The sequence below is a fragment of the Rhodococcus sp. DK176 genome, from assembly GCF_038447315.2.
In the GTDB taxonomy this organism is placed as follows: Bacteria; Actinomycetota; Actinomycetes; order Mycobacteriales; family Mycobacteriaceae; genus Rhodococcus_F; species Rhodococcus_F jostii_A.
Genome location: NZ_CP118321.2, coordinates 4,495,121 through 4,518,683, shown reverse-complemented (window position 1 = coordinate 4,518,683; position 23,563 = coordinate 4,495,121). Strand labels below are relative to the sequence as shown.

Genomic DNA, 23,563 nt, shown 5'->3' with positions numbered 1-23,563 from the left:
ATCATTTCCGGACCTCACGATGGAATGCATGACCTCCCGCGACCGGCTGCTCGGACTCACCGTCGTCGTCCTGTGGGGGCTCAACTTCCTCGCCATTCGCGCGGGCCTCGATCACTTCCCGCCGTTCTTCTTCGCCGCGCTGCGATTCTTCGTCATCGCGATCCCGGTGATCCTGTTCGTTCCCCGGCCCCAGGTCCCGCTGAAGTGGCTGCTGGTGTACGGCCTCGGGTTCGGCGTCGGCCAGTTCGCCTTCCTGTTCTGGGCCATGCACGTCGGCATGCCCACCGGGCTGGCGTCGCTGGTCCTGCAGTCGTCCGCACCGTTCACCGTGGTCCTCGGCGCGGTCCTGCTGCGGGAGCGCCTGCGGCCGGCACAGGTGTGCGGACTGCTGGTGGCGATGGCCGGAATGGCCCTCATCGGCTGGGACCGCGCCCAGCACGCCGCGCTGCTGCCGGTGGCCCTGACGCTGCTCGCGGGACTGTCGTGGTCGGTGGGCAACATCGGCAACCGCAAGGCCGCGTCGGACCAGCCGATGCGTCTGATGCTGTGGATGTGCGTCATTCCGCCCCTGCCGATGCTGGCGCTGTCGTTCGGCGTGGAGGGCCCGTCCGCGGGCTGGAACTCCCTGACGTCGTCGCTGGAGGGCACCGGCCCGCTCGCGCTCGCGGGCCTCGCCTACATCGTGATTCTCGGCACGGTCGCGGGCTCGGGTCTGTGGACAGCGCTGCTCAGCCGCTACCCCGCCGGGATGGTCGCACCGTTCTCCCTGCTGGTTCCGATCGTCGGGATCGGGGCATCCTGGCTGGTGCTGCACGAGGAGCCGAGCATGCTGTCGCTGATGGGCGGGGTCGTCGTCATCGCCGGTGCCGCCGCCACCCAGGTGAGTGGCAGAGTGCGTCCGAGCACACTTTCGCACTCACCTGCTCCCGCGCGAGTCGGCGTCTGACCGGACCCTGTGCAAAACTCGCGGAGTGAGTACTGGAACTGGGATCACGACGCGGGGCAAGCTCGCCCTGCGCGCAGCGGCAGCGGCCTCGTGGGCGTCACAGAAGGCGGGCCGGGGCAAGGGCTCGATGATCGGCGGACTGATCGCCCTGAAGATCGACCCGACACTGATGGAGCAGCTCGGCGCAGGCCGGCGCACCGCGGTGATCACCGGCACCAACGGCAAGTCCACCACCACCCGGATGACCGCGGCGGCGCTCTCCACCCTCGGTGAGGTCGCGACGCAGGCAGACGGCGCCAACATGGACGCCGGCATCGTCGCGGCGCTCAGCACCCGCGTCCACGCGCCCCTCGCCGCCCTCGAGGTCGACGAACTCCACGTCCCGCACGTCTCCGACGCCGTCAACCCCGAAGCCCTGGTGCTGCTCAACCTCAGCCGCGACCAGCTCGACCGGGTCGGCGAGATCAACATGATCGAACGCAAACTCCGCGCCTGCGTCGCCGCACACCCGGAGGCCGTCGTGATCGCCAACTGCGACGACGTCCTCGTCACCTCGGTGGCCTACGACGCGAAGAACGTCGTCTGGGTCGCCGCAGGCGGCGGATGGGCCAGCGACGCCGCCAGCTGTCCGCGCACCGGCGAACCCATCGTCTGGGAGGGCTCCCACTGGCGCAGCACCGGTTCCGACTTCGCACGCCCGACCCCCGACTGGTGGCTGGACGACGAAAACCTGTACGGGCCCGACGGTTTGAAGATCCCGATGACCCTCGCCCTCCCCGGGCGCGCCAACCGCGGCAACGCCGCGCAGGCCGTCGCCGCGGCGGTCGCGATGGGCGCGAAGGCGGAGGACGCCGTCGCCGCGGCAGCCACCGTCCAGGAGGTCGCGGGCCGCTACAGCACCGTCGAGGTCGGGTCGCACTCCGTGCACATGCTGCTCGCCAAGAACCCCGCCGGCTGGCAGGAGGCGCTGTCGATGATCGACCCCACCGTCGACGGACTCGTGATCGCCGTCAACGGGCAGGTTCCCGACGGCGAGGACCTGTCCTGGCTGTGGGACGTGCGGTTCGAGCACTTCGAGGGCGTCAAGGTGGTGGCCGCCGGCGAACGCGGCACCGACCTCGCCGTCCGCCTCACGTACGCCGGCGTCGAGCACACGCTCGACCCGAACCCGTTGCGGGCCATCGCGTCCTGCCCACCCGGACGCGTCGAGGTGCTCGCCAACTACACCGCCTTCCGCGACCTGAACACCGCCATCGCGAAGGAGGCGCGCAATGCCTGACTCGACCGTACGCATCGGCCTGGTGCTCCCCGACGTGATGGGCACCTACGGCGACGGCGGCAACGCCCTGATCCTCCGGCAGCGACTGCGCATGCGCGGATACGAGGCGGAGATCGTCGAGATCACGCTGAACGACCCGGTCCCGGAGTCCCTCGACGTGTACACGCTCGGCGGGGCCGAGGACTCGGCGCAGCGCCTCGCCACCCGGCACCTCGCCAAGTACCCCGGACTGCAGAAGGCCGCCGAACGCGGCGCCCCCGTCCTGGCGATCTGCGCCGCGATCCAGGTGCTCGGCAACTGGTACGAGACGTCGAGCGGCGAACGCGTCGACGGTGTCTCGATGCTCGACGTCACCACGTCCCCGCAGGCGACCCGTTCCATCGGTGAAGTGATCACGACACCACGGATGGATGGGTTGACGCAGCCGCTCACGGGGTTCGAAAACCACCGCGGCGGTACCACACTCGGCGCCGACGCCCGCGGTCTCGCCCGGGTCACGCACGGCGTCGGCAACGGCGTCGGGGACGGACTCGAAGGCGTCGTCCAGGGTTCCGTGATCGGCACGTACATGCACGGACCCGCGCTCGCCCGCAACCCCGAACTCGCCGACCTGCTCCTGAAGCGGGCGCTGGGCGTCGACGAACTCGCGCCGCTCGATCTGCCGGAGGTCGCGCAGCTGCGCCGGGAGCGCCTGCGCGTCTAGGCACGTGAGTGGCACAGCGTCGTCACCCGTAGACCAGCCGTGGACGGTCGGCCAGCTCCGCCGCGTTGTCGCGCCGACGGTCACGGAAGCGGGACTGTTGCGCGCTGTGATACTGCTGCCCGTCGAGCCGGACGATCAGCGGCACACCCGTGGGGCTGTAATCGACGTCCCCGTACAGAATCGGGCCGTCCACGACGTGCGGCATCTGACGTTTCCCGCCCGGCAGCCCGCACTGACGCCGTGCGCCCGGAGCTGTGCCGCGGTGACGACGCCGTCCTGGGCGTCGAGAAGGGCCTGCCATGAGTCGTGTTCCATGCCCGGAACGGTGTCGGCCCGCCCCGACAGGAACCGCCCCTTCCCACCATTTTTTCCACAGCCTGTGGATAACCCCTGTGAGTGCCGATGCGCATCCGGGTACACATCGGCACTCACGCGCCGAGCGCAACCAGAGGGTTGCAGAAAGACGAAAAGAGTGCAACCATGTAGTTGCACATCAACCGTCGTCGAAAAAGGTGAACCACCATGGACGCATCGAGCAGCATCACCCGGACCGTCGTCGTGAACGCCCCGAGATCGGCGGTGTGGGCGGCGATCACGGATCCCGACAAGATCAGCCAGTGGTTCGGGCAGCGCACGTCGCTCGACCTCAGCGTGGGCGGCAAGGCCGCCTTCACCTGGGACGAGCACGGCACCGCCCGCGCCGTCGTCACGGAGGTCGACGAACCGAACACCTTCGGCTTCCGCTGGGCCGCCGACATGGACGCCGATCCGGTGATCGGCAACTCCACCCTGGTGCGGTTCACGCTGTCCGAGCACGCGTCCGGCACCGAACTGACCGTCGTCGAGACCGGATTCGACACCCTCGACCGTGACGTGGCCGACCAGAAGCGGGCCCGCGAGGGCAACGTCCAGGGCTGGCACGCCGAACTCGACGAACTGGTCGCGTACCTGCACGGCGTGAAGGCATGACGGTGGGCACGTACGCCGAACTGGCCTCGGTGTTCGCGGCGCTGTCCGACGAGACCCGCTGGGAGATCCTCACCGAACTCGGGCGGGCCGACCAGTCGGCGTCGTCGCTCGCCACCCGGCTTCCGGTGTCGCGGCAGGCCATCGCGAAGCATCTGAATGCGCTGCAGGCCTGCGGACTGGTGGAGTCGGTGAAGGTGGGCCGCGAGATCCGCTACCGCGCGCTGGGCGCGGAACTCAACAAGACGGCGCGGACGCTGGAACGGATCGGCGCCGAGTGGGACCGCCGGCTGGCCGCCATCAAGCAGATCGCGGAATCGATGGAGGAGTAAAGACCCCAGACAGGGGTTCGGCCGGGAATGCTTCTGCATTCTCGGCCGGATCTCTGCTTCTCGAGTTTTCTCTGCTCACAGGTACATTTCCTCGATCCGCATCACTGACGATACACGCGAGTGATCTACGTCACAAGAGGCTCGATCGGACTTTTCTTCATCCGATCGTGCCCCGGCAGGGCCAGGGAAACTGCAAACACCAGCACCGCCAGCACCGCGCATACCCCGTAGGCGATCGAGAATCCGGCGGCCGAGGCGACACCGCCCACCATGCTCGCCGCCAGGACCGTCGCCACCACCGCGCTGCACATGGTGGTCCCCATCGTCCGCAGCAGCACGTTGACGCCGTTGGCCGCGGCCATCTGCGTGGACGGCACGGCCCGCACGATCAGCATCGGCAGCGTGCTGTACACCAGCGCGGTGCCGACGGCCGCGACCCCGAGCGCGGCGATCACCATCCACAACTCCTTGTGTGGCACCGTGTGCAGCGCGTAGCCGAGGACGAGACAGATCGCGCCCGACAGGATCGTCACCTTCGACCCGTAGCGTTCGGACACCCGGGCCCCGACCTGCGCGAAGACGATCATCGACAGACTCGTCGGCAGCTGACACACCGCGGCCTGGAGAATCGTCAGGCCGTAGCCGGAGTCCCCGCGGGGCGCCTGAAGCAGCTGGGTGGTGATGAGGGCGTTTCCGTAGAACGCGAACCCGACGAGCAGCGCCGTGACATGCGGCAGCAGCACCGACCGTCGCGCCGACACCCGCAGGTCCACGAGCGGGTTCCGGTTGCGCAGCTGCTGATGCCCCCACAGCGCGAACAGGAACACCGCGGACGCGAACATGCCCAGCACCGCGGGACTGCCCCAGCCCCACGAGCTGCCTTGGGTGATCGGGACGAGCAGGCAGACGAGGGCCGCGGTGAGACCGACGGCGCCGACGCCGTCGAACCGCCCACCCGACCGCACCTCGGACTCGCGGATGAACAGCACCGCGGCCGTGGTGACGGCGAGTCCGATTCCCGCGATGACCCAGAAGAGGACGTGCCAGTTGGAGTATTCGGCGACGGAGGCCGCGAACGGCAATCCGAGCGCGGTGCCGATCCCGAGGGTCGAGCTCATCATGGCGATGGCGCCGTTGACCTTCTCCCGCGGCAATTCGTCGCGGAGGATCGAGATTCCGACCGGGATGACGGCGGCGCCTGCCCCCTGCAGTCCCCGCGCGAAGATCAGGAACGCGATGTCGGACGTCACGGCGCAGATCAACGCTCCGAGCGTCATGAAGACGAAGGCGACGAGAAGCATCCGCTTCTTGCCGAACATGTCGGCGAGCCTGCCGAAGATGGGGGTGACGACCGCGCCGACCAGGAGGGTGGTGGTGATCAGCCAGGACACGGACGTCTGACTCGCGCCGGTGAACGTCGGCATGCTGGGCAGGAGGGGCACCATGACCGTCTGCAAGACGGCCTGGAACACGCCCGCGAACGCGAGAATCGGGAAGAGGTAACGCGATCCGCCGGCAGAGTCCGGCGGTGCGACCGGCTGATCCGCAAGCGCCGACAGTGGGCGCGGCAACGAGATCGTCAAGCGTCACCCCTTGCACAGCTGGTAAATGGTTGTTCACCACATTAGGTGAACAACCATTTACCCCGCAAGCCGGACAATCCGCCCTCAGCCGTCGAGCAACTCCTGCACCAGCGGGGCGTAGTGCGCCACCACCTCTTCCGGGGTGCCCGTCGCGTGCTCCTGCATCATCTTGCGACGCATGACGGCGAGACCCGTCAGCATCGACATCACCAGTTCGGCGCGCAACCGGGCATCCCGCCCGGGCAGTCGTTCGGCCAGCGCGTCGATCATCTGCGCCGAATAGTTGGCGCGAAGCTTGCGACTGCTCTCCTCGCTCGGCCCGCTCATGAACAGGATGTTCAGCGATAGCGGCTTATACGGCTCGAGTGGCCGCGCGAACATCGACACCATCCGCTCACCGAGACCGTCCAGCGGACCGCTGAACACGATCTCCGCGGCGGCACGGAAATCGACGAGCGCGTCGAACAGCTGCTCCTTCGACCCGAAGTACTTGATGATCAGCGGCGCGCTGACCCCGGCGTCCTCGGCGATGTCCTTGAGCGTGATCTCCCGGTACGGACGCGTCGCGAACGCCCGGCCCGCAGCGTCGACGATCAGCGACCGCGACTGCTCGGCCGTCCGCTTCACCGGCGCGGCAGTGCCCGGATCCGACGTCACAGCGTGCGTCTCCCCGACAACGCCCTGCCCAGCGTGAGCTCGTCGGCGAACTCGAGGTCGCCGCCCATCGGCAGACCCGACGCGAGCCGGCTGACCGTCAGCCCGGGGAAGTCCCGCAGCATCCGCACCAGATACGTCGCGGTGGCCTCCCCCTCGGTGTTGGGGTCGGTCGCGATGATCACCTCGGAGACGTCGACGCCGTCCTCCTGATTGCCGATGCGCGCGAGCAACTCCCGGATACGGAGCTGATCGGGGCCCACCCCGGACAGCGGATCCAGCGCACCGCCCAGAACGTGATAGCGGCCCTTGAACTCGCGGGTGCGCTCGACGGCCTGGACGTCCTTCGGCTCCTCGACCACACAGATCACCGTGCGGTCACGGCGCGGGTCGGCGCAGATGCGGCAGTGCTCCTTGTCGGAGACCGTGCCGCACACCACGCAGAACTGGACGCCGTCGCGCACCCGCTGCAGCGCATTCTTGAGCCGGTCGATCTCCGGCGGCTCGACGCTGAGCAGGTGGAACGCGATGCGCTGTGCGCTCTTCGGCCCGACGCCGGGCAGCTTGCCGAGCTCGTCGATCAGATCCTGAACCGGACCTTCGTACACGCCGCGCCTCTAGAAACCGGGGAGACCGGGCAGGCCTCCCCCACCGAATCCGCCCGCGAGCGGACCGAGCTTCTGCGCCGCGATCTCCTGCGCCTTGTTCGACGCGTCCTCGATCGCACCGATCACGAGGTCCTGCAGAGTTTCCACGTCGTCGGGATCGACGACCTTCGGATCGATCTTCAGACCGACCACTTCACCTGTCCCCTTGACCGTCGCGGTCACGAGTCCGCCACCGGCCTGCCCGGTGACCTCGGCCTCGGCCATCTCCTGCTGGGCGGCCATCAGCTGCTGCTGCATCTGCTGTGCCTGCGCGAGGAGCGCCGACATGTCGGGTTGTCCACCTGGTTGCACTGACGTGGTCCTTTCTGCTGTTTCCCCTGCCAGAGTAGACCGTGACCGTCAGTGCGGTCCGGCACCGACGCCGTCGTGGGACTCACGCCGACGGCGCCGGAGCGAACCGGCGTCGCGTCAGGCGAGTTCGCGCTCGAGGTTCGCCAGCACCTGCCCCTGAATCTTCTTCAGACCCAGCGGCGCGAACGTCTTCTCGAAGAAGCCCCCGATGCCGCCCGCGCCCTTCCACTCGGTGGTCGTGGTGACCGTGGAACCGCTGCCGCTCGGGGCGACGACCCAGGTGGTGACGAGCGACGAGTTCGCGTCCGTCTCCGTGATCGTGTTGCCCGCCACGGTGACCGTGGCCTTGATGTCGCGGGACCGCTTCTCGGTGGCCTTCAACGTCCACTGCGCGACGGTGCCGCCGCCCTGCCCACCCTCGAGGACGCGGTAGTCCAGGTACTGCTCCGAGAGGATGCGCGGACGCACCGTCTCGTAGTCCGTCAAAGCCGCGAGCGCCTTCTCCGGTGTGGCTGCGACGGTGATCGAACTGCTCGCGCTGACCTGGCCCACTGTTCTGACTCCTCTTGTACGATTTGTACGAAACTGCTTCCTCCTCTCATCCTGCCTTCCGTCGGCGAGTCCGGGCGATGACGTGGCAATCTATTGTGAGGTAGCTCACTTCGACGTGGTCACGACCCGCACGTTGATGAGACATTTGTGTGAATCTTCGCTCGACCGCGCCGATATGCGTGGCCTGAACCCGCGGAGAGGGATAGCGTCAAGGTGTGGCTGCCTCTTCGGTTGAACTACTGAAAAGCATGCGGGAGGGTGGACGCCCCTTCCGTGCGCATCGCACTCTGCCCGTCACCGGGATCGACGCTCACCGCGCCGGCGTCGAACGGCTTCTCGCGTCCTACCGCGCGATTCCCACGGACGCCACCGTGCGACTCGCGAAGAAGACGTCCAACCTGTTCCGGGCACGGGCCCAGACCAGCGCGCCCGGCCTCGACGTCTCCGGTCTCGGCGGAGTCATCTCGGTGGACGAGCAGGCCCGCACCGCGGATGTCGCCGGAATGTGCACATACGAAGACCTGGTGGACGCCACCCTGCCGTACGGGCTGGCGCCGCTGGTGGTTCCACAACTCAAGACCATCACACTCGGCGGCGCGGTCACCGGCCTCGGCATCGAGTCGACGTCGTTCCGCAGCGGGCTCCCCCACGAATCGGTCCTCGAGATCGACGTCCTGACCGGCAACGGCGACATCGTCACCGCGACACCGGAAGGCGAGAACTCCGACCTGTTCTGGGGATTCCCCAACTCCTACGGAACCCTCGGCTACTCCACACGGCTGCGCATCCAACTCGAGCCCGTCAAAAGGTATGTGGCACTGCGGCATCTGCGTTTCGATTCCCTGGACGAACTGCAGTCGACGATGGATCGCATCGTCACCGAGCGCATCCACGACGGCATCCCCGTCGACTACCTGGACGGCGTCGTGTTCACCGCATCCGAGAGTTACCTGACGCTGGGCCATCAGACCGACGAGGGCGGCCCCGTCAGCGACTACACCGGGCAGAACATCTTCTACCGGTCCATTCAGCACAGTTCCGTGAACCACCCCAAAACGGACAAACTCACCATCCGAGACTACCTGTGGCGCTGGGACACCGACTGGTTCTGGTGCTCGCGCGCCTTCGGCGCCCAGAACCCCACCATCCGCCGGCTGTGGCCGAAGAGCCTCCTCCGCAGCAGCTTCTACTGGAAGCTCATCGCCCTCGACCACAAGTACGACATCGGCGACCGACTCGAGAAGCGCAAGGGCAACCCGCCGCGCGAACGCGTCGTGCAGGACGTCGAAGTGCCCATCGACCGCACCGCGGACTTCGTCCGATGGTTCCTCGACGAGATCCCGATCGAACCGCTGTGGCTGTGCCCGTTGCGGTTGCGGGAACCCGCCCCCGCCGGCGCGTCCTCGCAACGCCCCTGGCCCCTGTACCCCCTCGAACCGAAACGCACATACGTGAACATCGGATTCTGGTCGTCGGTGCCCATCGTTCCGGGCCGACCCGAGGGGGCGGCGAATCGGCTGATCGAAGACAAGGTCAGCGACTTCGACGGACACAAGTCCCTCTACTCCGATTCGTACTATTCACGGGAAGACTTCGAACGCCTCTACTACGGCGGCGATCGATACACGGAACTGAAAAAACGCTACGACCCGAAATCACGATTACTGGACCTTTTCTCCAAGGCGGTGCAACGTCGATGACAACTCTGAAAGCTTCACGCTCCCAAGATCACAAGCTGACCATCGCAGAGATACTCGAAACTCTGTCCGACGGTATGCTCCCCCTGCGGTTCTCCGCCTACGACGGCAGCGCCGCCGGCCCGGAGGACGCCCCCTACGGTCTCCACCTCAAGACGACCCGGGGCACCACCTACCTGGCGACCGCCCCCGGCGACCTCGGCATGGCCCGGGCCTACGTGTCCGGCGACCTCGAGGCCCGTGGCGTCCACCCCGGTGACCCCTACGAGATCCTCCGTGTCATGGGCGACGAGCTGCACTTCCGTCGCCCGTCCGCGCTCACGCTCGCCGCGATCACGCGCTCGCTCGGCTGGGATCTGCTGCGCCCCATCGCCCCTCCCCCGCAGGAGCATCTCCCGCGGTGGCGTCGAGTCGCGGAAGGGTTGCGGCACTCCAAGTCCCGCGACGCCGAGGTCATCCACCACCACTACGACGTCTCGAACACCTTCTACGAGTACGTCCTCGGCCCGTCCATGACCTACACGTGTGCGTGCTATGAGAACACCGAGCAGACCCTCGAAGAAGCACAGGAGAACAAGTACCGCCTCGTCTTCGAGAAGCTCGGTCTCCAGCCCGGCGACCGACTGCTCGACATCGGTTGCGGCTGGGGATCGATGGTCCGGTACGCCGCCCGCCGCGGCGTCAAGGTGATCGGCGCCACCCTGTCCCGCGAACAGGCCGAATGGGCGCAGAAGGCCATCGCCGAAGAAGGACTGTCCGACCTCGCCGAGGTCCGGTTCTCCGACTACCGCGACGTCCCCGAGACCGGATTCGACGCCATCTCCTCGATCGGCCTGACCGAGCACATCGGTGTCGGCAACTACCCCGCCTACTTCGGACTGCTGCAGAGCAAACTCCGCGAGGGCGGCCGGCTGCTGAACCACTGCATCACCCGACCCGACAACCAGAGTCAGGCGCGCGCAGGCGGATTCATCGACCGGTACGTCTTCCCCGACGGCGAACTCACCGGCTCCGGACGCATCATCACCGAGATCCAGAACGTCGGACTCGAGGTGCGGCACGAGGAGAACCTGCGCGAACACTACGCACTCACCCTCGCCGGATGGTGCCAGAACCTCGTCGACAACTGGGACGCCTGCGTCGCCGAAGTCGGCGAAGGCACCGCACGCGTCTGGGGCCTCTACATGGCCGGGTCGCGGCTGGGCTTCGAACGCAACGTCGTTCAGCTGCACCAGGTCCTCGCCGTCAAGCTCGGCCCCAAGGGCGAGGCGCACGTCCCGCTGCGTCCGTGGTGGAAGTAATAGGCGGCTCCGCCGCCCGTGAGTGGTTAAGGAGTCTCTGCACTCCTTGACCACTCACAGGCCCGGCAGGGGTTGTCGCCGGGCCTCACCCACCCCTCCCGCACCAGCACGGTCTCCACTTCGCGGGCCACCACACACGGGTTCTTCGTCACCTCGTCGAATCCGTAGACCAGTCGAGGCCGCCCCTGCAGTTCCGCGGCATTGTCGCGTCGGCGGTCCCGGAACGCGACCTCCGCCATGGCGTGCGCGCGGCGTCCGTCGAGTCGCACGATGAGCGGCACACCGTGGTCGGAGTAGTCGCAGTCCTCGAAGAGGGTGCGCCCGTCCACGACCACGGGTGACTGCCGCCGCGCCCGCGGAAGCCCGTGCGCGTCCTCGACGTCGGTGGCGTAGCGGTACTCGAGCACCGACTGGACGCCGTCGGCGAGCAGTCGCACCGCATCCTCTAGCACCTTGCCGTACCGACGCGGTCGTCGCTCCTCCATGCGTCGCCGGATGTCCCGCAGCGGGATCCGCGCATTGGTCACGAGGGCGATGAGCCGGGTGTACGCGTCCCGGGCCGTGGGCTCGGCGACAGCTACATCCAGAGCCGTATCCGCCCTTGCCGTCCGGGGTTGGTCCGTGTCGACGGCAATGTAATCATGGGCCCTCGACCGGTGCACGACAACTCCCGGATGCACGACAGTTCCTTCCCGGTGGCACAAACTGACCGAAGCGAGGCCCGCACCGACAACGGTCGGAGGCTGGGTGATGGCCGATCGTCCATAAGGAACGGTGATGTGCACGGGGTGTGCGGGATCGACGCGAATCATCTGCCATTCCTCAGCGGCCGTGTGGTGGCTGAGGACTGCGCCCTAGCCCCCGAAAAGCAGCGCGGCTTCCAGCGACATCTCGCGTGTGATCGGTCCGTTGCTCACCGAATAGACACCGTGGAGCACTGCTTGCCACCGACCGGATTCGACGCGGTGCCGAACCCTGCTGCGGGGAAACCCGAGGGCGTGGAGTTGCGTGTGGCTGATCAGGCCGAACTGCGCGTCGGCGACGTCTTTCAGGGCGGCGAATTGCGTAGAGGTCATACCGGGCACGATCACCGAGACCCCCGACGGGTCTCGGTGTCGCACCTGGGAAAATGAATTGCCCTGTGGATAACCCACAGGTTGGGGATAACTCAGCCCGTGCGTGGTTAACGAGTCCAGAGACTCCTTAACCACGCACGGGCGGCGGAGCCGCCTACTTCAGCGAGGCCGGCGGGGTGAAGCGCTCACCGTACTTGGCGGCGAGTTCTTCAGCGCGCTTGACGAAGCCGGCCTGGCCGCCTTCGTAGCCCTGGATGTACTGCGACACACCGCCGGTCCAGGCGGGGAAGCCGATACCCATGATGGAGCCGATGTTGGCGTCGGCGGTGGTGAGGAGCACGCCTTCGTCGAAGCATTTCTGCGTTTCGATGGCCTCGATGAACAGCATGCGCTCGATGAGGTCCTGGAACGGGACCTCGAGTTCCTTGGAACCGAAGTTCTCCCGCAGCCCGGGCCACAGGCCGGTGCGCTTGCCGTCGGCGTAGTCATAGAAACCGGCGCCGCCGAGTTTGCCCTTGCGGTCGAACTTGTCGACCATCGTGTTGATGACGTCGCCTGCCGGATCGGCGGGCAGTTCCTTGCCTTCGGCCTTCGCAGCTTCCGCGGTTTCCTTGCGGATCTTCTGCATCAGCGTGAGGTTCAGTTCGTCGGACAGCTGCAGCGGTGCCGCCGGGTAGCCGGCCTGCATGCCTGCCTGCTCGATGGTGGCGGGCTCGATGCCCTCCGCCAGCATGGCGATGGCCTCGTTGATGAAGGTGCCGATGACGCGGGAGGTGAAGAAGCCGCGCGAGTCGTTGACGACGATCGGTGTCTTGCGGATGGCCTGCACGTAGTCGAAGACGCGCGCGAGGGCTTCGTCGGACGTCTTCTCGCCGCGGATGATCTCGACGAGCGGCATCTTGTCGACGGGCGAGAAGAAGTGGATTCCGATGAAGTCCTCTTGACGCTTCACACCCGTCGCCAGCCCGGTGATCGGCAGGGTCGACGTGTTCGAGCCGAGCAGGGCCGTCGGCTCGACGATGTCCTCGATCTCCTGGAACACCTTGTGCTTCAGGTCCTGCGACTCGAACACGGCCTCGATGACGAAGTCGACACCGGCGAAGTCGGCGGGGTCGGCGGTCGGCGTGATGCGGTCGAGCAGCGTCTTCGACTTCTCCTCGGTGGTCTTGCCACGCGAGAGGGCCTTGGCCTCGATGCCCTCGGAGTACGCCTTGCCCTTGTTGGCTGCCTCGATGGTGACGTCCTTGAGGACGACGTCGAAGCCGGCCTTCGCGGACACGTAGGCGATGCCCGCGCCCATCATTCCGGCACCGAGCACACCGACCTTGGTGATCGGGGTCTTCTCGATGCCCTCGGGGCGGGAGGCCCCGGAGTTGATGGCCTGCAGGTCGAAGAAGAACGCCTGGATCATGTTCTTCGCGACCTGGCCGGTGACCAGCGACGTGAAGTAGCGGGCCTCGATGAGGAGCGCGTTGTCGATATCGACCTGCGAACCTTCGACGGCGGCGGCCATGATGGCCCGCGGTGCCGGCATGGGAGCACCCTTGAGCTGCTTGCGCAGGTTCGCGGGGAACGCGGGCAGGTTGGCTGCGAATGCCGGGGTGGACGGGGTGCCGCCGGGGATCCGGTAGCCCTTCTTGTCCCACGGCTGGACGCCGCCCTCGGGGTTGGCCTTGATCCACGCCTTCGCGGCGGGTACCAGCTCCTCGACCGAGGACACGACCTCGTCGATCAGTCCGACCTCCTTGGCCTGCACCGGTCCACGCTGCTGACCCTGGAGCAGCACCTGCATGAGCGCGTTCTGCAGGCCGAGCATGCGGACGGTGCGCACGACGCCGCCGCCACCGGGCAGCAGGCCGAGAGTGACCTCGGGCAGGCCGATCTTGACGCCCTTCACGTCCGCGGCGACGCGGTGATGCGTGGCCAGGGCGATCTCGAGTCCGCCACCGAGCGCGGCACCGTTGATGGCGGCGACGACGGGCTTGCCGAGCGTCTCGAGGCGGCGCAGGTCCGACTTGATCGCGACGCTGTGGCTGTAGATCTCGTCGGCGTTCTCCGGTCCGACCTTGATCATGTTCTTCAGGTCGCCGCCGGCGAAGAACGTCTTCTTGCCGGACGTGATGACGACACCGGTGATGGAGTCCTTCTCGTCGACGAGGCGGTCGACGGTCGCCTTCATCGAGGAGATGTAGGCGTCGTTCATGGTGTTCGCGCCCTGGTTGGGATCGTCGATGGTGAGCACGACGATGCCGTCGGCGTCCTGCTCCCAGTTGATGATGTTCTGCTCGCTCACTGCTTCAAGTCTCCTGATGGTCCGGGCGGTCAGACGCGCTCGATGATGGTGGCGACGCCCATACCGCCGCCGATGCACAGGGTGATGAGGGCGTACCGGGCGTTACGGCGCTCGAGCTCGTCGATCATGGTGCCGGTGATCATGGCGCCGGTCGCTCCGAGCGGGTGTCCCATCGCGATGGCACCGCCGTTGACGTTGAGCTTCTCGTCCGGGATGTTCAGGTCCTTCTGGAACTTGAGCACCACGGAGGCGAACGCCTCGTTGATCTCGAACAGGTCGATGTCGTCGACGGTCAGACCGGCGGCGGCGAGAACCTTCTTCGAGGCCGGGGTCGGGCCGGTGAGCATGATCGTGGAGTCGGCACCGCTGGTGGCCGTCGCGACGACGCGGGCGCGCGGGGTCAGGCTCATGTCCTTGCCCGCCTGCTCGGATCCGACGAGGACCAGTGCGGCGCCGTCGACGATGCCGGAGCTGTTGCCGCCGTGATGGACGTGGTTGATCTTCTCGACCCAGTGGTACTTCTGCAGCGACACGGCGTCGAAGCCGCCCATCTCACCGACGCCGGCGAACGACGGGTTGAGGCCCGCGAGGTTCTCGAGCGTGGTGCCGGGACGCATGTGCTCGTCCTGATCGAGGACGGTGAGACCGTTGATGTCCTTGACCGGGACGACGGACTTGGCGAAGTAGCCGCCGGTCCACGCCTTCGCGGCGAGGTCCTGCGAGCGGACGGCGTACGCGTCGACGTCCTCGCGGGAGAAGCCCTCGATCGTGGCGATCAGGTCGGCGCCCACACCCTGGGGAACGAAGTAGTTGTCGTAGTTGGTGGCCGGGTCGAGCGCCCACGGTCCACCATCGGAGCCCATCGGCACGCGGGACATCGACTCGACGCCGCCGGCGATGACCAGTTCGTCCCAGCCGGAGCGCACCTTCTGCGCGGCGGTGTTGACGGCCTCGAGGCCGGACGCGCAGAACCGGTTCAGCTGGACGCCGCCGACGGTGTCGGGCAGTCCGGCGTCGTTGACCGCGACGCGGGCGATGTCCATGCCCTGGTCGCCGACGGGGGTGACGACGCCGAGGATCAGGTCCGAGATGCGATCCTCGTCGAGGTCGGGGAAGCGGGCGCGGAGCTCGTCGATCAGGCCGGTGACCAGCGAGATCGGCTTGACCGAGTGCAGCGAACCGGTCTTCTTTCCGCGGCCGCGCGGGGTGCGGATGGCTTCATAAATGAATGCCTCTGTGGTCACTGTGGAGTGTTCCTTCCTTATCTGCGTCGACGCCGACCGTGCACACGGCGCTCTGCACGGGGCATACCCCGGCACGTCCACCTTAGAACGTGTTGCAAAACGGAAGGAAGGACCGAAGCGATCCTGGATCGTGACCCAGGCGATCACGATCGGCCTGTCTGCGCCCTGCCCGGCCCGCCTTTTCGTACTGTAATGACGCGGCGCTCGACCCGACACCGAGCGGAGGAGAACACGCTGTGACCACCCGACTGTCCCGCCGGCAACTGTTCGGCGCCGAGGTCGTGGGTGCGGTGACCGTCCGCTGGCCGCCGGGGGTGGGTCACGCGCGCTGTCCGGCACGCGCATCGGGTTGCCGCGGGGTGTCGCCGACGACCTGCCCGGCCCGATAGAGACCTTGTTCGCCAGCTTCCTCGACCTCGTCCGCGCACTGGGCGGCGACATCGTCGACGTGACCGAGCCCGACGTCCCGAAGGCGGTTGCTGAGCGGCGACTATGCCGAGTTCGGCTCGTATCACCGGCAGTGCGCGGACCGACTCCCGGCGTACGGCCCGGAGTCGGCGCTCGCCGCCACCGCGGCGATGGCGAGCCTTGCCCTGCCCGTCGCGGACTACTTCGCTCTCGAACGCGCACGGCTGCCCTTCCAGCACGACTTACAACCGGATGTTCGCCGAGCACCGGCTGGATGCCGCGAGGTCAGGCGTCGAGGCCGAGACCCGCGTCCCGTGCCCGGACGATCGCGGCGGGACGGTCGGGCACACCGAGTTTGGCCAGCACGTTGGACACGTGGTTGCGCACGGTCTTCGGGCTCAGCACGAGTCGGCGCGAGATGCTCGCGTTGTCGTAGCCGCGGGCGACGAGGTCGAGGACCTCACGCTCCCGGTCGGTCAGCTCGGGAAACACCGTGGGGCCCACCCTGCGCGAGGCGGCCATGAAGCTCATCGCGCGGGCCGCGACCGCGGCGCCGAGGATCACCTCACCGTTGGCGACCGCCCGGACCGCCCGTTCCACCTCCCCCGGGTCGGCCCCCTTCACCAGGTAGCCGCGAGCCCCGGCACGCACCGACGCGACCAGCGATTCATCGTCCTCGTGCATGGTCACCACGAGCACCCGCAGTGCGGGGTGCCGCTCGACGAGCCGCCGGGTGGCGTCCACCCCCGAACCGTCCCCGAGTTCGAGGTCCATCAGCACAACGTCGACGTCACCGTCGACGACGTCGAGCGCCTCCGCGACGGAGCTGGCCTGGGCGGCCACCTCCATGCCGTCCAGGGTCGACAGCAACGCAACCATGCCCAGCCGGAACACCGGGTGGTCGTCGACGACGGCGACCCGGATGGACGAGGTGGTGGAATTCGCAGCGGCGCTCATGATGCGGTCAACGGTAGCCGGGCCGTGACCACCGTGCCTGTCGGACGGCCGGATTCGATGTGGAGCGTGCCGCCGAGTTCGTGGGCCCGCTCGCGCATCGACCGGGTCCCGACGCCGCCGCCCCCGGCCGGATCGAACCCGCACCCGTCGTCGTGGATGACGACGGTGAGCATCTCCCGCGCGAACGTGGCGTCGACCCGGCAGCCGTCGGCGCCACTGTGCCTGCGCGCATTGGTGACGGCCTCGACGACGATCCCGTACACCGCGGCGCTGATCTCCGCGCCCAGCCTCGGCGGCGGATCGGCCTGCACCCTCAGGTGGAATCCGCTGCGCGACTGGTTGGCCGCCAGTTCGTGCAGGGCCGGGATCAAGCCGAGCTCGTCGAGCACCGGCGGGAACATGCTGCGGGACAGCTGCCGGACGCCCTCCACCTGATGGTCGAGTTGCTCCTGCAGTGCGTCGATGAGTTCCGCGGCAGCGACCGGATCCGACCCGAGCAGGTTCCGGGCGCCCCGCAGGCCGAGTCGGATACCCGCCAGCGACGGACCCAGTCCGTCGTGCAGTTCGCGGCGAATCATCTGCCGCTCCTCCAGTCGCACGGACGCCAGCCGGCGTCGCGCCTCCTGCAGGTTCTCCGCCGACTGCAGCACGACGAGACCGGCCGTCACCACCGCCGACAGTTCGGTGAGCGACCGGCGGGTGCGCGCCCCCAGCGACTCCCCCGGCGGCGCCGTCACGACCATCGTCCCCAGCACCGCACCGCGGTGGACCAACTCCACCGACTCGGCGTGCCCCGTCGCCGAACCCCACACCGCGGCAACCCCGCTGGTGCGCCGCACGGATACGGATTCGAGCCGCAACGCGACGCCCACCCCGGCCGCGAGACCCTCCAGGAGTTGTTCCGGGGTCTCGGCACTGCCGAACTGCCGGCCCAGGGTCCGGACGGCCCGCGCCGGATCCGCGCCCTCGCCGTAGACGAGGCGGTGCACCCGCCGCTGCAGCCACAACCGGACCGGCTGCACCGCGACGGCGACGACACCCGCCGCAACCACCTGCGCCCCCACCGAATCGCCTTCGGGCAGCAGCGCCGCCACGGCCGTGGCCACCACCACGTAGAGCACCAGCAGCAGGACGGTGAGGGTGCCGGCCACCGTCGCGCGGCTGACGGCGAGGTTCAGCCCCCACATGCGCTGACGCAGGATGCACACCAGGATCGCGACCGGATAGAACGCCTGAACAGCCAAGTGCACCAACGGGTTGAGCACCCACAGTCCCGGCAGCGACGCGGGCAGCGCCAACGGAACGTATGCGGCCGTCATCAGCGCCGTGCCGAGGCACATCCATCCGAGCCCGACACGCTCGTCGGGTGGGCCGTGCCGCCACCGCCACCCGCAGTCCGCCGCCGCCGCGGAGCCGACGACGAGAACGGGCGCGATCACCCACACTGCGGGGATCTCCGTGAACGTACGGGACCAGAAGTACCAGGACGTCGCCGCGATGCCCGCGAGGACGCCGAGTTTCGCGCCGACGCCGAGCGGGTGGTCGCGGATCAGCCACGGCACGATGAGGAACAGGCTGAGCGTCCCCGGAATCCACGCGGTGTTCTGCAGCGGCGACAGCACGTCGACCCACGGCAAACCGGGACGCACGAGCGCGAGTTGCGAATAGCTGTAGCTCAGCGCGGCGACACCCACGCCGATCGCGGTGAGCCCCATGATGATCGGCACCGGGTGCACCCGCCGCGTGAGGACGATCCCCGCCACGGTCCCGTAGACCGCCGCCCCGACGACGTCCACCAGGAAGAACAGTTGGTTCGAATCGATGCCCGGATCGGCCCGGACGAACGCCACCACGGACAGGACGACCAGAATCCACGCGGACACCGCCATGACAGCAGCGGGTACGGGCGCACCGCCCGTACCTGCCGACCCCTCGGTCATTCGAGTGTCCTTCTGCTTCACCATGATGCGAACGAGTATCGCCTCTACTCGCGCACGGTGTCGGCGAAAGCGAATCCGATCGCGCTCACCAGCACCCACAGCGGTCCGGTGAACCCGGCGAGGTACTGCAGCGGCGAGACGCCGATGACGGCCGTCACCAGGCCCAGGACCAGGCTGACCCAGCCGATCCACCGCGGGCCCGCCTGTCTGCGCAGCAGCGCGACGGCCACCGCCAGCGCACTGACCCCGGCGCCCGCCCACAGCCACGGGATGGTGCCCATCCAGTGGCCACCGACCACCGCGAACTCCGGCACCAACTGGTCCGTGTCACCGAGACCGAACACCAACTCGGTGGTCAGGCCGGTTCCCAGCAGGCACGCCGCCGACGTCAGGACCAGACCGAACGCCGCGACCGACGGCAGGATGCTCTCGGCGGGCAACGCTGCCCGCAGCCGCTGGGACAGCCCGGCGGCGAAGACGAGGATCAGCAGCGCCGTGGTCATGATCGACACGTGCATGACGAGGATCCCGGTGCGCTGTTCGGCGAGGCCGTTCATGATGGCGACCGCGTCGCCGGCCGACGCCTCCGCGTAGACGGCGTCGATCGACATGCTCGCCTGGATGCCCACGATTCCGGCCACGCCGGCGAGGACCCCGACGTAGGCCCACCATCGGCTGCCACTTCGCGGTCGTGCGGTCGCCGGGACCTCGTTCTGCACGCCGTCTGAAACGTTCACTGTGCTCATGGGACGAGAATCGGCCACCCGGCGTCCCGGGCACCAGGGGCGGTTGTCCCGATGTGGCGGGACCGCCTTGACGGCCCCGTCGGGTCAGCCCTCGAGCTTCTTGGCCCCGAGCATGTCCTTGAGCAGTTCGAACGCCACGTCTTCCGGGTCGCGGCGCGTCGTGGGATCGACGGGTTCCGCCGCCTCCGCGAACATCTCTTCCTCGTCCTCGGGTGTGGAGACGGGTGGCGTGGTCGCCGAAGCCTCGTAGTCGATCGGCCCGGGATCATCCGGATAGTCGGGTGCCTCCGGCGGCGGGATGTCGTCGTCCGGTTCGGACGACGGACGTGCCTGTCCCGCAGCCGGACCCGCCGAATCGGAGCGCTGCGTGTCGGACTGCTGCTGCGGCGGGCGCTGTGCGGTCCGCTCCTGGCTGGGCCGGGAGAACCGCGGTGCGCCTGCCGGTTTCGTCGGCGCTGCGGCGGCCTTCGCGACCGGCGGCGGCGGCGCCGTCGGAGCGCCGGCCTGGTACTCCACTTCCCAGGTGCCGCCGAACATCTCGGCGAGCACCTCGGTGATCACCTGGGCGTTGTGCGGGGACGCGATGCGAGCGCCCAGGTTGGGAACGGGGTGCGCCAGGATCAGGCGGTAGCCCTGAACGTCGTGCACCGTCGCGGCCGACAACATGGCAGGCAGGATCTTGTTCCGCTGACTCACCTTTTCGCGCAGCGAATTCCAGGCTTCCCGCAGCGCGGCAGCATCCGGGCCGGCGGATGCGGCGGGCTCCGCCTCCACCTCGGGGGCGATCGGCGGCTCCGGCTCGGGTTCGGGAGTCGGCTCCGGTGCAGGGGTCGGCTCGGGCACAGGAGTCGGTTCCGGCACAGGGGTCTGCTCGGGTTCCGGCACAGGAGCGGGCGCCGGTGCGGGAGTCGGCGCGGGCTCGGGCGCGGGAACAGGGGCGGGCTCGGGCTCGGGCGCGGGCGTCGGTTCGGGAACCGGCGTCGGTTCGGGCTGCGGCTCCGGTTCGGGAACGGGCGTCGGCGCGGGCTCCGGAACCGGCCGCGGCATCGGTTCGGGTTCCGGCTCGGGCGGCGGGGGCACGGTGGCCGCCGCGGCCTGGCGCATCGACGGTCGCTGGAACTTCGGTTCCGGCTCCGGCTCGGCGGGTTGTTGCGGCGCACGCGCAGGAGCCGCCGCGGGCCGCTCGGCCGCGTCGACGGCCGGCGCCGACCCGGCGGGCGGAAGTCCGCGTTCGACCCGTTCGAGTCGCTGCAGCACGGCGGACTCCGCATCGGACGCCGCGGGCAGCAGCATCCGGGCGCACATCACTTCGAGCAGGAGGCGGGGGGCGGTGGCGCCGCGCATCTCACCGAGACCTGCGTGCATCACCTCGGCGTAGCGGGTGAGCGTGGCGGGACCGATCCGCTGGACCTGGGCGCGCATGTGCTCGAGCACGTCGCCGGGCGCGTCGACCAAGCCACGTTCGGCGGCGTCGGGCACCGCCTGCATCAGGATGAGGTCGCGCAGACGCTCGAGCAGGTCGACGGCGAACCGGCGCGGATCGTGTCCGGCGTCCATCACGCGGTCGACCGTTCCGAACAGCGCTGCACCGTCGCCGGTGGCGAGCGCGTCCACGGCGTCGTCGATCAGCGCGACGTCGGTGACGCCGAGCAGCGCGAGAGCGCGCGGATAGGTGACACCCTCGTCGCCCGCGCCGGCGAGCAGCTGATCGAGGATGCTCAGCGAGTCACGCGGCGAACCGCCACCCGCACGGATGACCAGCGGATACACCGGGTCCGCGACCGGCACACTCTCCTGCTGGCAGATCTTCTCCAGCAACCCGCGCATCGTCGCCGGTGCGAGCAACCGGAACGGGTAGTGATGGGTGCGCGAACGGATGGTCGGCAGCACCTTCTCGGGTTCGGTGGTGGCGAAGATGAAGATGAGGTGCTCCGGCGGCTCCTCGACGATCTTGAGGAGCGCGTTGAAACCGGCCGTGGTGACCATGTGGGCCTCGTCCACGATGAACACCCGGTACCGGGACTCGGCGGGCGCGTAGAACGCGCGGTCGCGCAGCTCACGGGTGTCGTCGACACCACCGTGGCTGGCCGCGTCGAGTTCGGTGACGTCGAGGTTGCCCGAACCGCCGGGGCCGAGCGCCACGCACGAGGGGCACTGGCCGCACGGCGTCGAGGTGGGACCCTCGACGCAGTTCAGGGATCGGGCCAGGATGCGGGCAGACGACGTCTTGCCACAGCCGCGGGGACCGGAGAACAGATACGCGTGGTTGATCCGTCCGGCGTCGAGAGCGGTGCTCAGTGGTTCGGTGACGTGCTCCTGCCCCACCACCTCAGAGAAGGATGCGGGTCGGTACTTCCGGTACAGGGCCACGCGGAAAGACTACCGGCGGTCCCCGACAGTCCGGGCCGGGTGGTCGAAGCGCCCGCTCGGCACTCGCTCGGGGCGCTACTCACAGGCGCAAGTCCGAACCTGACCGCATTGCGTAACACGTTCGCAACGCAGCGGCAGCACAGTCGAAACCGCTCGCGGTCATCGTGACTTTCCGCGCCGGGTTTCGTCCCGGGGTGTGAGGAGAATGTCGTGCCTGCAATCGACGCCGGAGCAACCGCCTGGCTTCTGATCAGTACCGCGCTGGTCCTTCTGATGACGCCGGGGCTCGCCCTGTTCTACGGCGGAATGGTCCGTTCCACCGGCGTACTGAACATGATCATGATGAGCTTCGTGTCGATCGCGCTGGTCACGGTCGCGTGGCTGGTGGCCGGGTACTCCCTCATCTTCGGTGACGACATCGGCGGCGGACTGATCGGCGGGCTGGAGCACCTGGGGATGGTGGGCATCGACCCCACCACCGTCCACGGGCAGGTGCCCGAGATCCTGTTCGCCACGTTCCAGCTGACGTTCGCGATCATCACCGCCGCACTGATCAGCGGTGCGATCGCCGATCGGGCCAAGTTCTCGGCCTGGATGATCTTCGTGCCCGTCTGGGCCCTCGTCGTCTACGCACCCGTCGCGCACTGGGTGTGGAACCCGCAGGGCTGGATCGCGCAGTTCGGTGCCCTCGACTACGCGGGCGGACTGGTCGTCGAGATCGTGTCCGGAGCGTCGGGCCTGGCGTTGGCGCTGGTCCTGGGCCCGCGTCTCGGTTTCCGGTCCGAGTCGATGCGTCCCCACAACCTTCCGCTGGTGTTGCTGGGCGTCGGCCTGCTGTGGTTCGGCTGGTTCGGTTTCAACGCCGGCTCCGCGCTCGCCGCCGACGGCACCGCCGCCGCGATCTTCCTGAACACCCTCGTCGCCGGGTGCACCGGTCTGCTCGGCTGGCTGCTCGTCGAACAGAAGCGGGACGGTCACCCCACCACGTTCGGTGCGGCGTCCGGCGTCGTCGCCGGCCTGGTCGCGATCACCCCGTCCTGCGGCACCGTGAGCATGGTCGGGGCACTCGTCGTCGGCGCCGTCGCCGGTGTGGTCTGCTCGTTCGCCGTCGGCTGGAAGTTCCGTCTCGGGTACGACGACTCGCTCGATGTCGTGGGAGTCCACCTGATGGGCGGCATCGTCGGCACCCTTCTGATCGGACTGCTGGCCACCGAGGTCATGACCGGCGGACCGGAAGGCCTCTTCTACGGGGGCGGGTTCGCGCAACTCGGTAAGCAGGTGCTCGCCGTGGTGGTCGTCGCCCTGTACGCGTTCGGCGTGACGTATGCGCTGGGCAAACTGATCGACCGGATCTTCGGGTTCCGGGTGAGCGCGGAGGACGAGTCGTCCGGCATCGACCTCGCGTTGCACGCCGAATCGGCGTACGAACACGGTGTGCTCGGGCACGGTCCGGGCGGCGGTGGTCAGGGCAACAGTGTCTTCCCGTGGATGCACGAGGCCGAACGCCGGCGGCACCTGGACGCCGAACGGAAGCAGAACCCCTCCGATTCCGAGTAG

Annotated in this window: 20 protein-coding genes and 2 pseudogenes; 9 read left to right on the top strand and 13 right to left on the bottom strand. The window is 68.3% G+C overall.

The window, feature by feature from the left end; all coding sequences use genetic code 11:
• Positions 1 to 28: 28 nt before the first annotated feature.
• Genes PSR88_RS21450 through PSR88_RS21440 form a run of 3 tightly spaced genes read left to right on the top strand, consistent with a single transcriptional unit; the run spans position 29 to position 2,928 of the window.
• Complete coding sequence (locus PSR88_RS21450; RefSeq protein WP_016884488.1) at positions 29 to 946, top strand: EamA family transporter; 918 nt, start codon at positions 29 to 31, stop codon at positions 944 to 946.
• A 25-nt stretch (positions 947 to 971) separates the two neighbouring features.
• A complete protein-coding gene (locus PSR88_RS21445; RefSeq protein WP_005253380.1) occupies positions 972 to 2,225 on the top strand; it encodes a Mur ligase family protein in 1,254 nt (417 codons plus the stop codon).
• A complete protein-coding gene (locus PSR88_RS21440; RefSeq protein WP_016884487.1) occupies positions 2,218 to 2,928 on the top strand; it encodes a type 1 glutamine amidotransferase in 711 nt (236 codons plus the stop codon). The genes PSR88_RS21445 and PSR88_RS21440 overlap by 8 nt, the downstream gene beginning before the upstream one ends.
• Positions 2,929 to 2,953: 25 nt before the next feature.
• Here PSR88_RS21440 and PSR88_RS21435 read toward each other — a convergent pair.
• Positions 2,954 to 3,166 (bottom strand): annotated as a pseudogene (locus PSR88_RS21435) (hypothetical protein); the annotation flags it as partial.
• A 284-nt stretch (positions 3,167 to 3,450) separates the two neighbouring features.
• Between PSR88_RS21435 and PSR88_RS21430 the strand changes: the two are divergent.
• Both PSR88_RS21430 and PSR88_RS21425 read left to right on the top strand, forming a co-directional pair.
• Complete coding sequence (locus tag PSR88_RS21430; protein ID WP_011596681.1) at positions 3,451 to 3,897, top strand: SRPBCC family protein; 447 nt, start codon at positions 3,451 to 3,453, stop codon at positions 3,895 to 3,897.
• A complete protein-coding gene (locus PSR88_RS21425; RefSeq protein WP_005248640.1) occupies positions 3,894 to 4,226 on the top strand; it encodes an ArsR/SmtB family transcription factor in 333 nt (110 codons plus the stop codon). Before PSR88_RS21430 ends, PSR88_RS21425 begins: the two co-directional genes overlap by 4 nt.
• A gap of 125 nt (positions 4,227 to 4,351) precedes the next feature.
• On the opposite strand, the gene PSR88_RS21420 is transcribed toward PSR88_RS21425, so the two are convergent.
• The 5 genes from PSR88_RS21420 to PSR88_RS21400 form a co-directional block, all read right to left on the bottom strand.
• Positions 4,352 to 5,809: an MFS transporter gene (locus tag PSR88_RS21420; protein ID WP_016884485.1), complete on the bottom strand. Its 1,458-nt coding sequence runs from the start codon at positions 5,807 to 5,809 to the stop codon at positions 4,352 to 4,354.
• Positions 5,810 to 5,893: 84 nt separating this feature from the next.
• Positions 5,894 to 6,466: a TetR family transcriptional regulator gene (locus PSR88_RS21415; protein WP_011596679.1), complete on the bottom strand. Its 573-nt coding sequence runs from the start codon at positions 6,464 to 6,466 to the stop codon at positions 5,894 to 5,896.
• Entirely contained in the window at positions 6,463 to 7,071 is a 609-nt protein-coding gene (recR, locus tag PSR88_RS21410; protein ID WP_005248644.1) for a recombination mediator RecR, read from the bottom strand. The genes PSR88_RS21415 and recR overlap by 4 nt, the downstream gene beginning before the upstream one ends.
• Before the next feature lie 9 nt (positions 7,072 to 7,080).
• Positions 7,081 to 7,422 carry a YbaB/EbfC family nucleoid-associated protein gene (locus PSR88_RS21405; protein ID WP_009477269.1) on the bottom strand — a complete coding sequence of 114 codons (342 nt, stop codon included), beginning with the start codon at positions 7,420 to 7,422 and terminating at the stop codon, positions 7,081 to 7,083.
• Between the two features lie 117 nt (positions 7,423 to 7,539).
• Entirely contained in the window at positions 7,540 to 7,974 is a 435-nt protein-coding gene (locus PSR88_RS21400) for an SRPBCC family protein (RefSeq protein WP_005248646.1), read from the bottom strand.
• 248 nt (positions 7,975 to 8,222) lie between these two features.
• Here PSR88_RS21400 and PSR88_RS21395 point away from each other — a divergent pair, with 248 nt between their 5' ends.
• Together PSR88_RS21395 and PSR88_RS21390 are read left to right on the top strand one after the other, a co-directional pair.
• On the top strand, positions 8,223 to 9,674 hold the full coding sequence (locus tag PSR88_RS21395; protein WP_016884484.1) for an FAD-binding oxidoreductase: 1,452 nt from the start codon (positions 8,223 to 8,225) through the stop codon (positions 9,672 to 9,674).
• Entirely contained in the window at positions 9,671 to 10,972 is a 1,302-nt protein-coding gene (locus tag PSR88_RS21390; RefSeq protein WP_009477267.1) for a class I SAM-dependent methyltransferase, read from the top strand. The genes PSR88_RS21395 and PSR88_RS21390 overlap by 4 nt, the downstream gene beginning before the upstream one ends.
• Positions 10,973 to 10,998: 26 nt before the next feature.
• On the opposite strand, the pseudogene PSR88_RS21385 reads toward PSR88_RS21390, so the two are convergent.
• The 3 genes and pseudogenes from PSR88_RS21385 to PSR88_RS21375 all read right to left on the bottom strand — a co-directional run bounded on the left by PSR88_RS21385 (position 10,999) and on the right by PSR88_RS21375 (position 15,585).
• Positions 10,999 to 12,048: pseudogene (locus tag PSR88_RS21385) on the bottom strand (hypothetical protein).
• A 154-nt stretch (positions 12,049 to 12,202) separates the two neighbouring features.
• Positions 12,203 to 14,341, bottom strand: a complete 2,139-nt coding sequence (locus PSR88_RS21380; RefSeq protein ID WP_011596676.1) for a 3-hydroxyacyl-CoA dehydrogenase NAD-binding domain-containing protein — start codon at positions 14,339 to 14,341, stop codon at positions 12,203 to 12,205.
• 29 nt (positions 14,342 to 14,370) lie between these two features.
• A complete protein-coding gene (locus PSR88_RS21375) occupies positions 14,371 to 15,585 on the bottom strand; it encodes an acetyl-CoA C-acetyltransferase (protein ID WP_005253367.1) in 1,215 nt (404 codons plus the stop codon).
• Positions 15,586 to 15,821: 236 nt separating this feature from the next.
• Here PSR88_RS21375 and PSR88_RS21370 point away from each other — a divergent pair, with 236 nt between their 5' ends.
• Entirely contained in the window at positions 15,822 to 15,974 is a 153-nt protein-coding gene (locus PSR88_RS21370) for a hypothetical protein (RefSeq protein WP_192815104.1), read from the top strand.
• A 304-nt stretch (positions 15,975 to 16,278) separates the two neighbouring features.
• Here the strand turns inward: PSR88_RS21370 and PSR88_RS21365 are convergent, their stop codons facing one another.
• From PSR88_RS21365 to PSR88_RS21350, 4 genes are all read right to left on the bottom strand, one after another.
• Positions 16,279 to 16,950: a response regulator gene (locus PSR88_RS21365; protein WP_009477263.1), complete on the bottom strand. Its 672-nt coding sequence runs from the start codon at positions 16,948 to 16,950 to the stop codon at positions 16,279 to 16,281.
• A complete protein-coding gene (locus PSR88_RS21360) occupies positions 16,947 to 18,890 on the bottom strand; it encodes a sensor histidine kinase (RefSeq protein WP_016884483.1) in 1,944 nt (647 codons plus the stop codon). Before PSR88_RS21360 ends, PSR88_RS21365 begins: the two co-directional genes overlap by 4 nt.
• Positions 18,891 to 18,934: 44 nt before the next feature.
• A complete protein-coding gene (locus PSR88_RS21355; RefSeq protein WP_192815103.1) occupies positions 18,935 to 19,636 on the bottom strand; it encodes a hypothetical protein in 702 nt (233 codons plus the stop codon).
• Between the two features lie 84 nt (positions 19,637 to 19,720).
• Entirely contained in the window at positions 19,721 to 22,006 is a 2,286-nt protein-coding gene (locus tag PSR88_RS21350) for a DNA polymerase III subunit gamma and tau (RefSeq protein WP_016884481.1), read from the bottom strand.
• A 210-nt stretch (positions 22,007 to 22,216) separates the two neighbouring features.
• Between PSR88_RS21350 and PSR88_RS21345 the strand changes: the two genes are divergently transcribed.
• Positions 22,217 to 23,563, top strand: coding sequence for an ammonium transporter (locus PSR88_RS21345; protein WP_009477258.1), 1,347 nt, complete (start codon positions 22,217 to 22,219; stop codon positions 23,561 to 23,563).

What these genes read in the sequence shown, in the direction of transcription:
- PSR88_RS21355 (WP_192815103.1), bottom strand. Translation starts at nt 19,636, where the DNA reads ATGAGCACAGTGAACGTTTCAGACGGCGTGCAGAACGAGGTCCCGGCG.
- PSR88_RS21425 (WP_005248640.1), top strand. Translation starts at nt 3,894, where the DNA reads ATGACGGTGGGCACGTACGCCGAACTGGCCTCGGTGTTCGCGGCGCTG.
- PSR88_RS21390 (WP_009477267.1), top strand. Translation starts at nt 9,671, where the DNA reads ATGACAACTCTGAAAGCTTCACGCTCCCAAGATCACAAGCTGACCATC.
- PSR88_RS21360 (WP_016884483.1), bottom strand. Translation starts at nt 18,890, where the DNA reads ATGACCGAGGGGTCGGCAGGTACGGGCGGTGCGCCCGTACCCGCTGCT.
- PSR88_RS21365 (WP_009477263.1), bottom strand. Translation starts at nt 16,950, where the DNA reads ATGAGCGCCGCTGCGAATTCCACCACCTCGTCCATCCGGGTCGCCGTC.
- PSR88_RS21440 (WP_016884487.1), top strand. Translation starts at nt 2,218, where the DNA reads ATGCCTGACTCGACCGTACGCATCGGCCTGGTGCTCCCCGACGTGATG.
- PSR88_RS21430 (WP_011596681.1), top strand. Translation starts at nt 3,451, where the DNA reads ATGGACGCATCGAGCAGCATCACCCGGACCGTCGTCGTGAACGCCCCG.
- PSR88_RS21450 (WP_016884488.1), top strand. Translation starts at nt 29, where the DNA reads ATGACCTCCCGCGACCGGCTGCTCGGACTCACCGTCGTCGTCCTGTGG.
- PSR88_RS21395 (WP_016884484.1), top strand. Translation starts at nt 8,223, where the DNA reads ATGCGGGAGGGTGGACGCCCCTTCCGTGCGCATCGCACTCTGCCCGTC.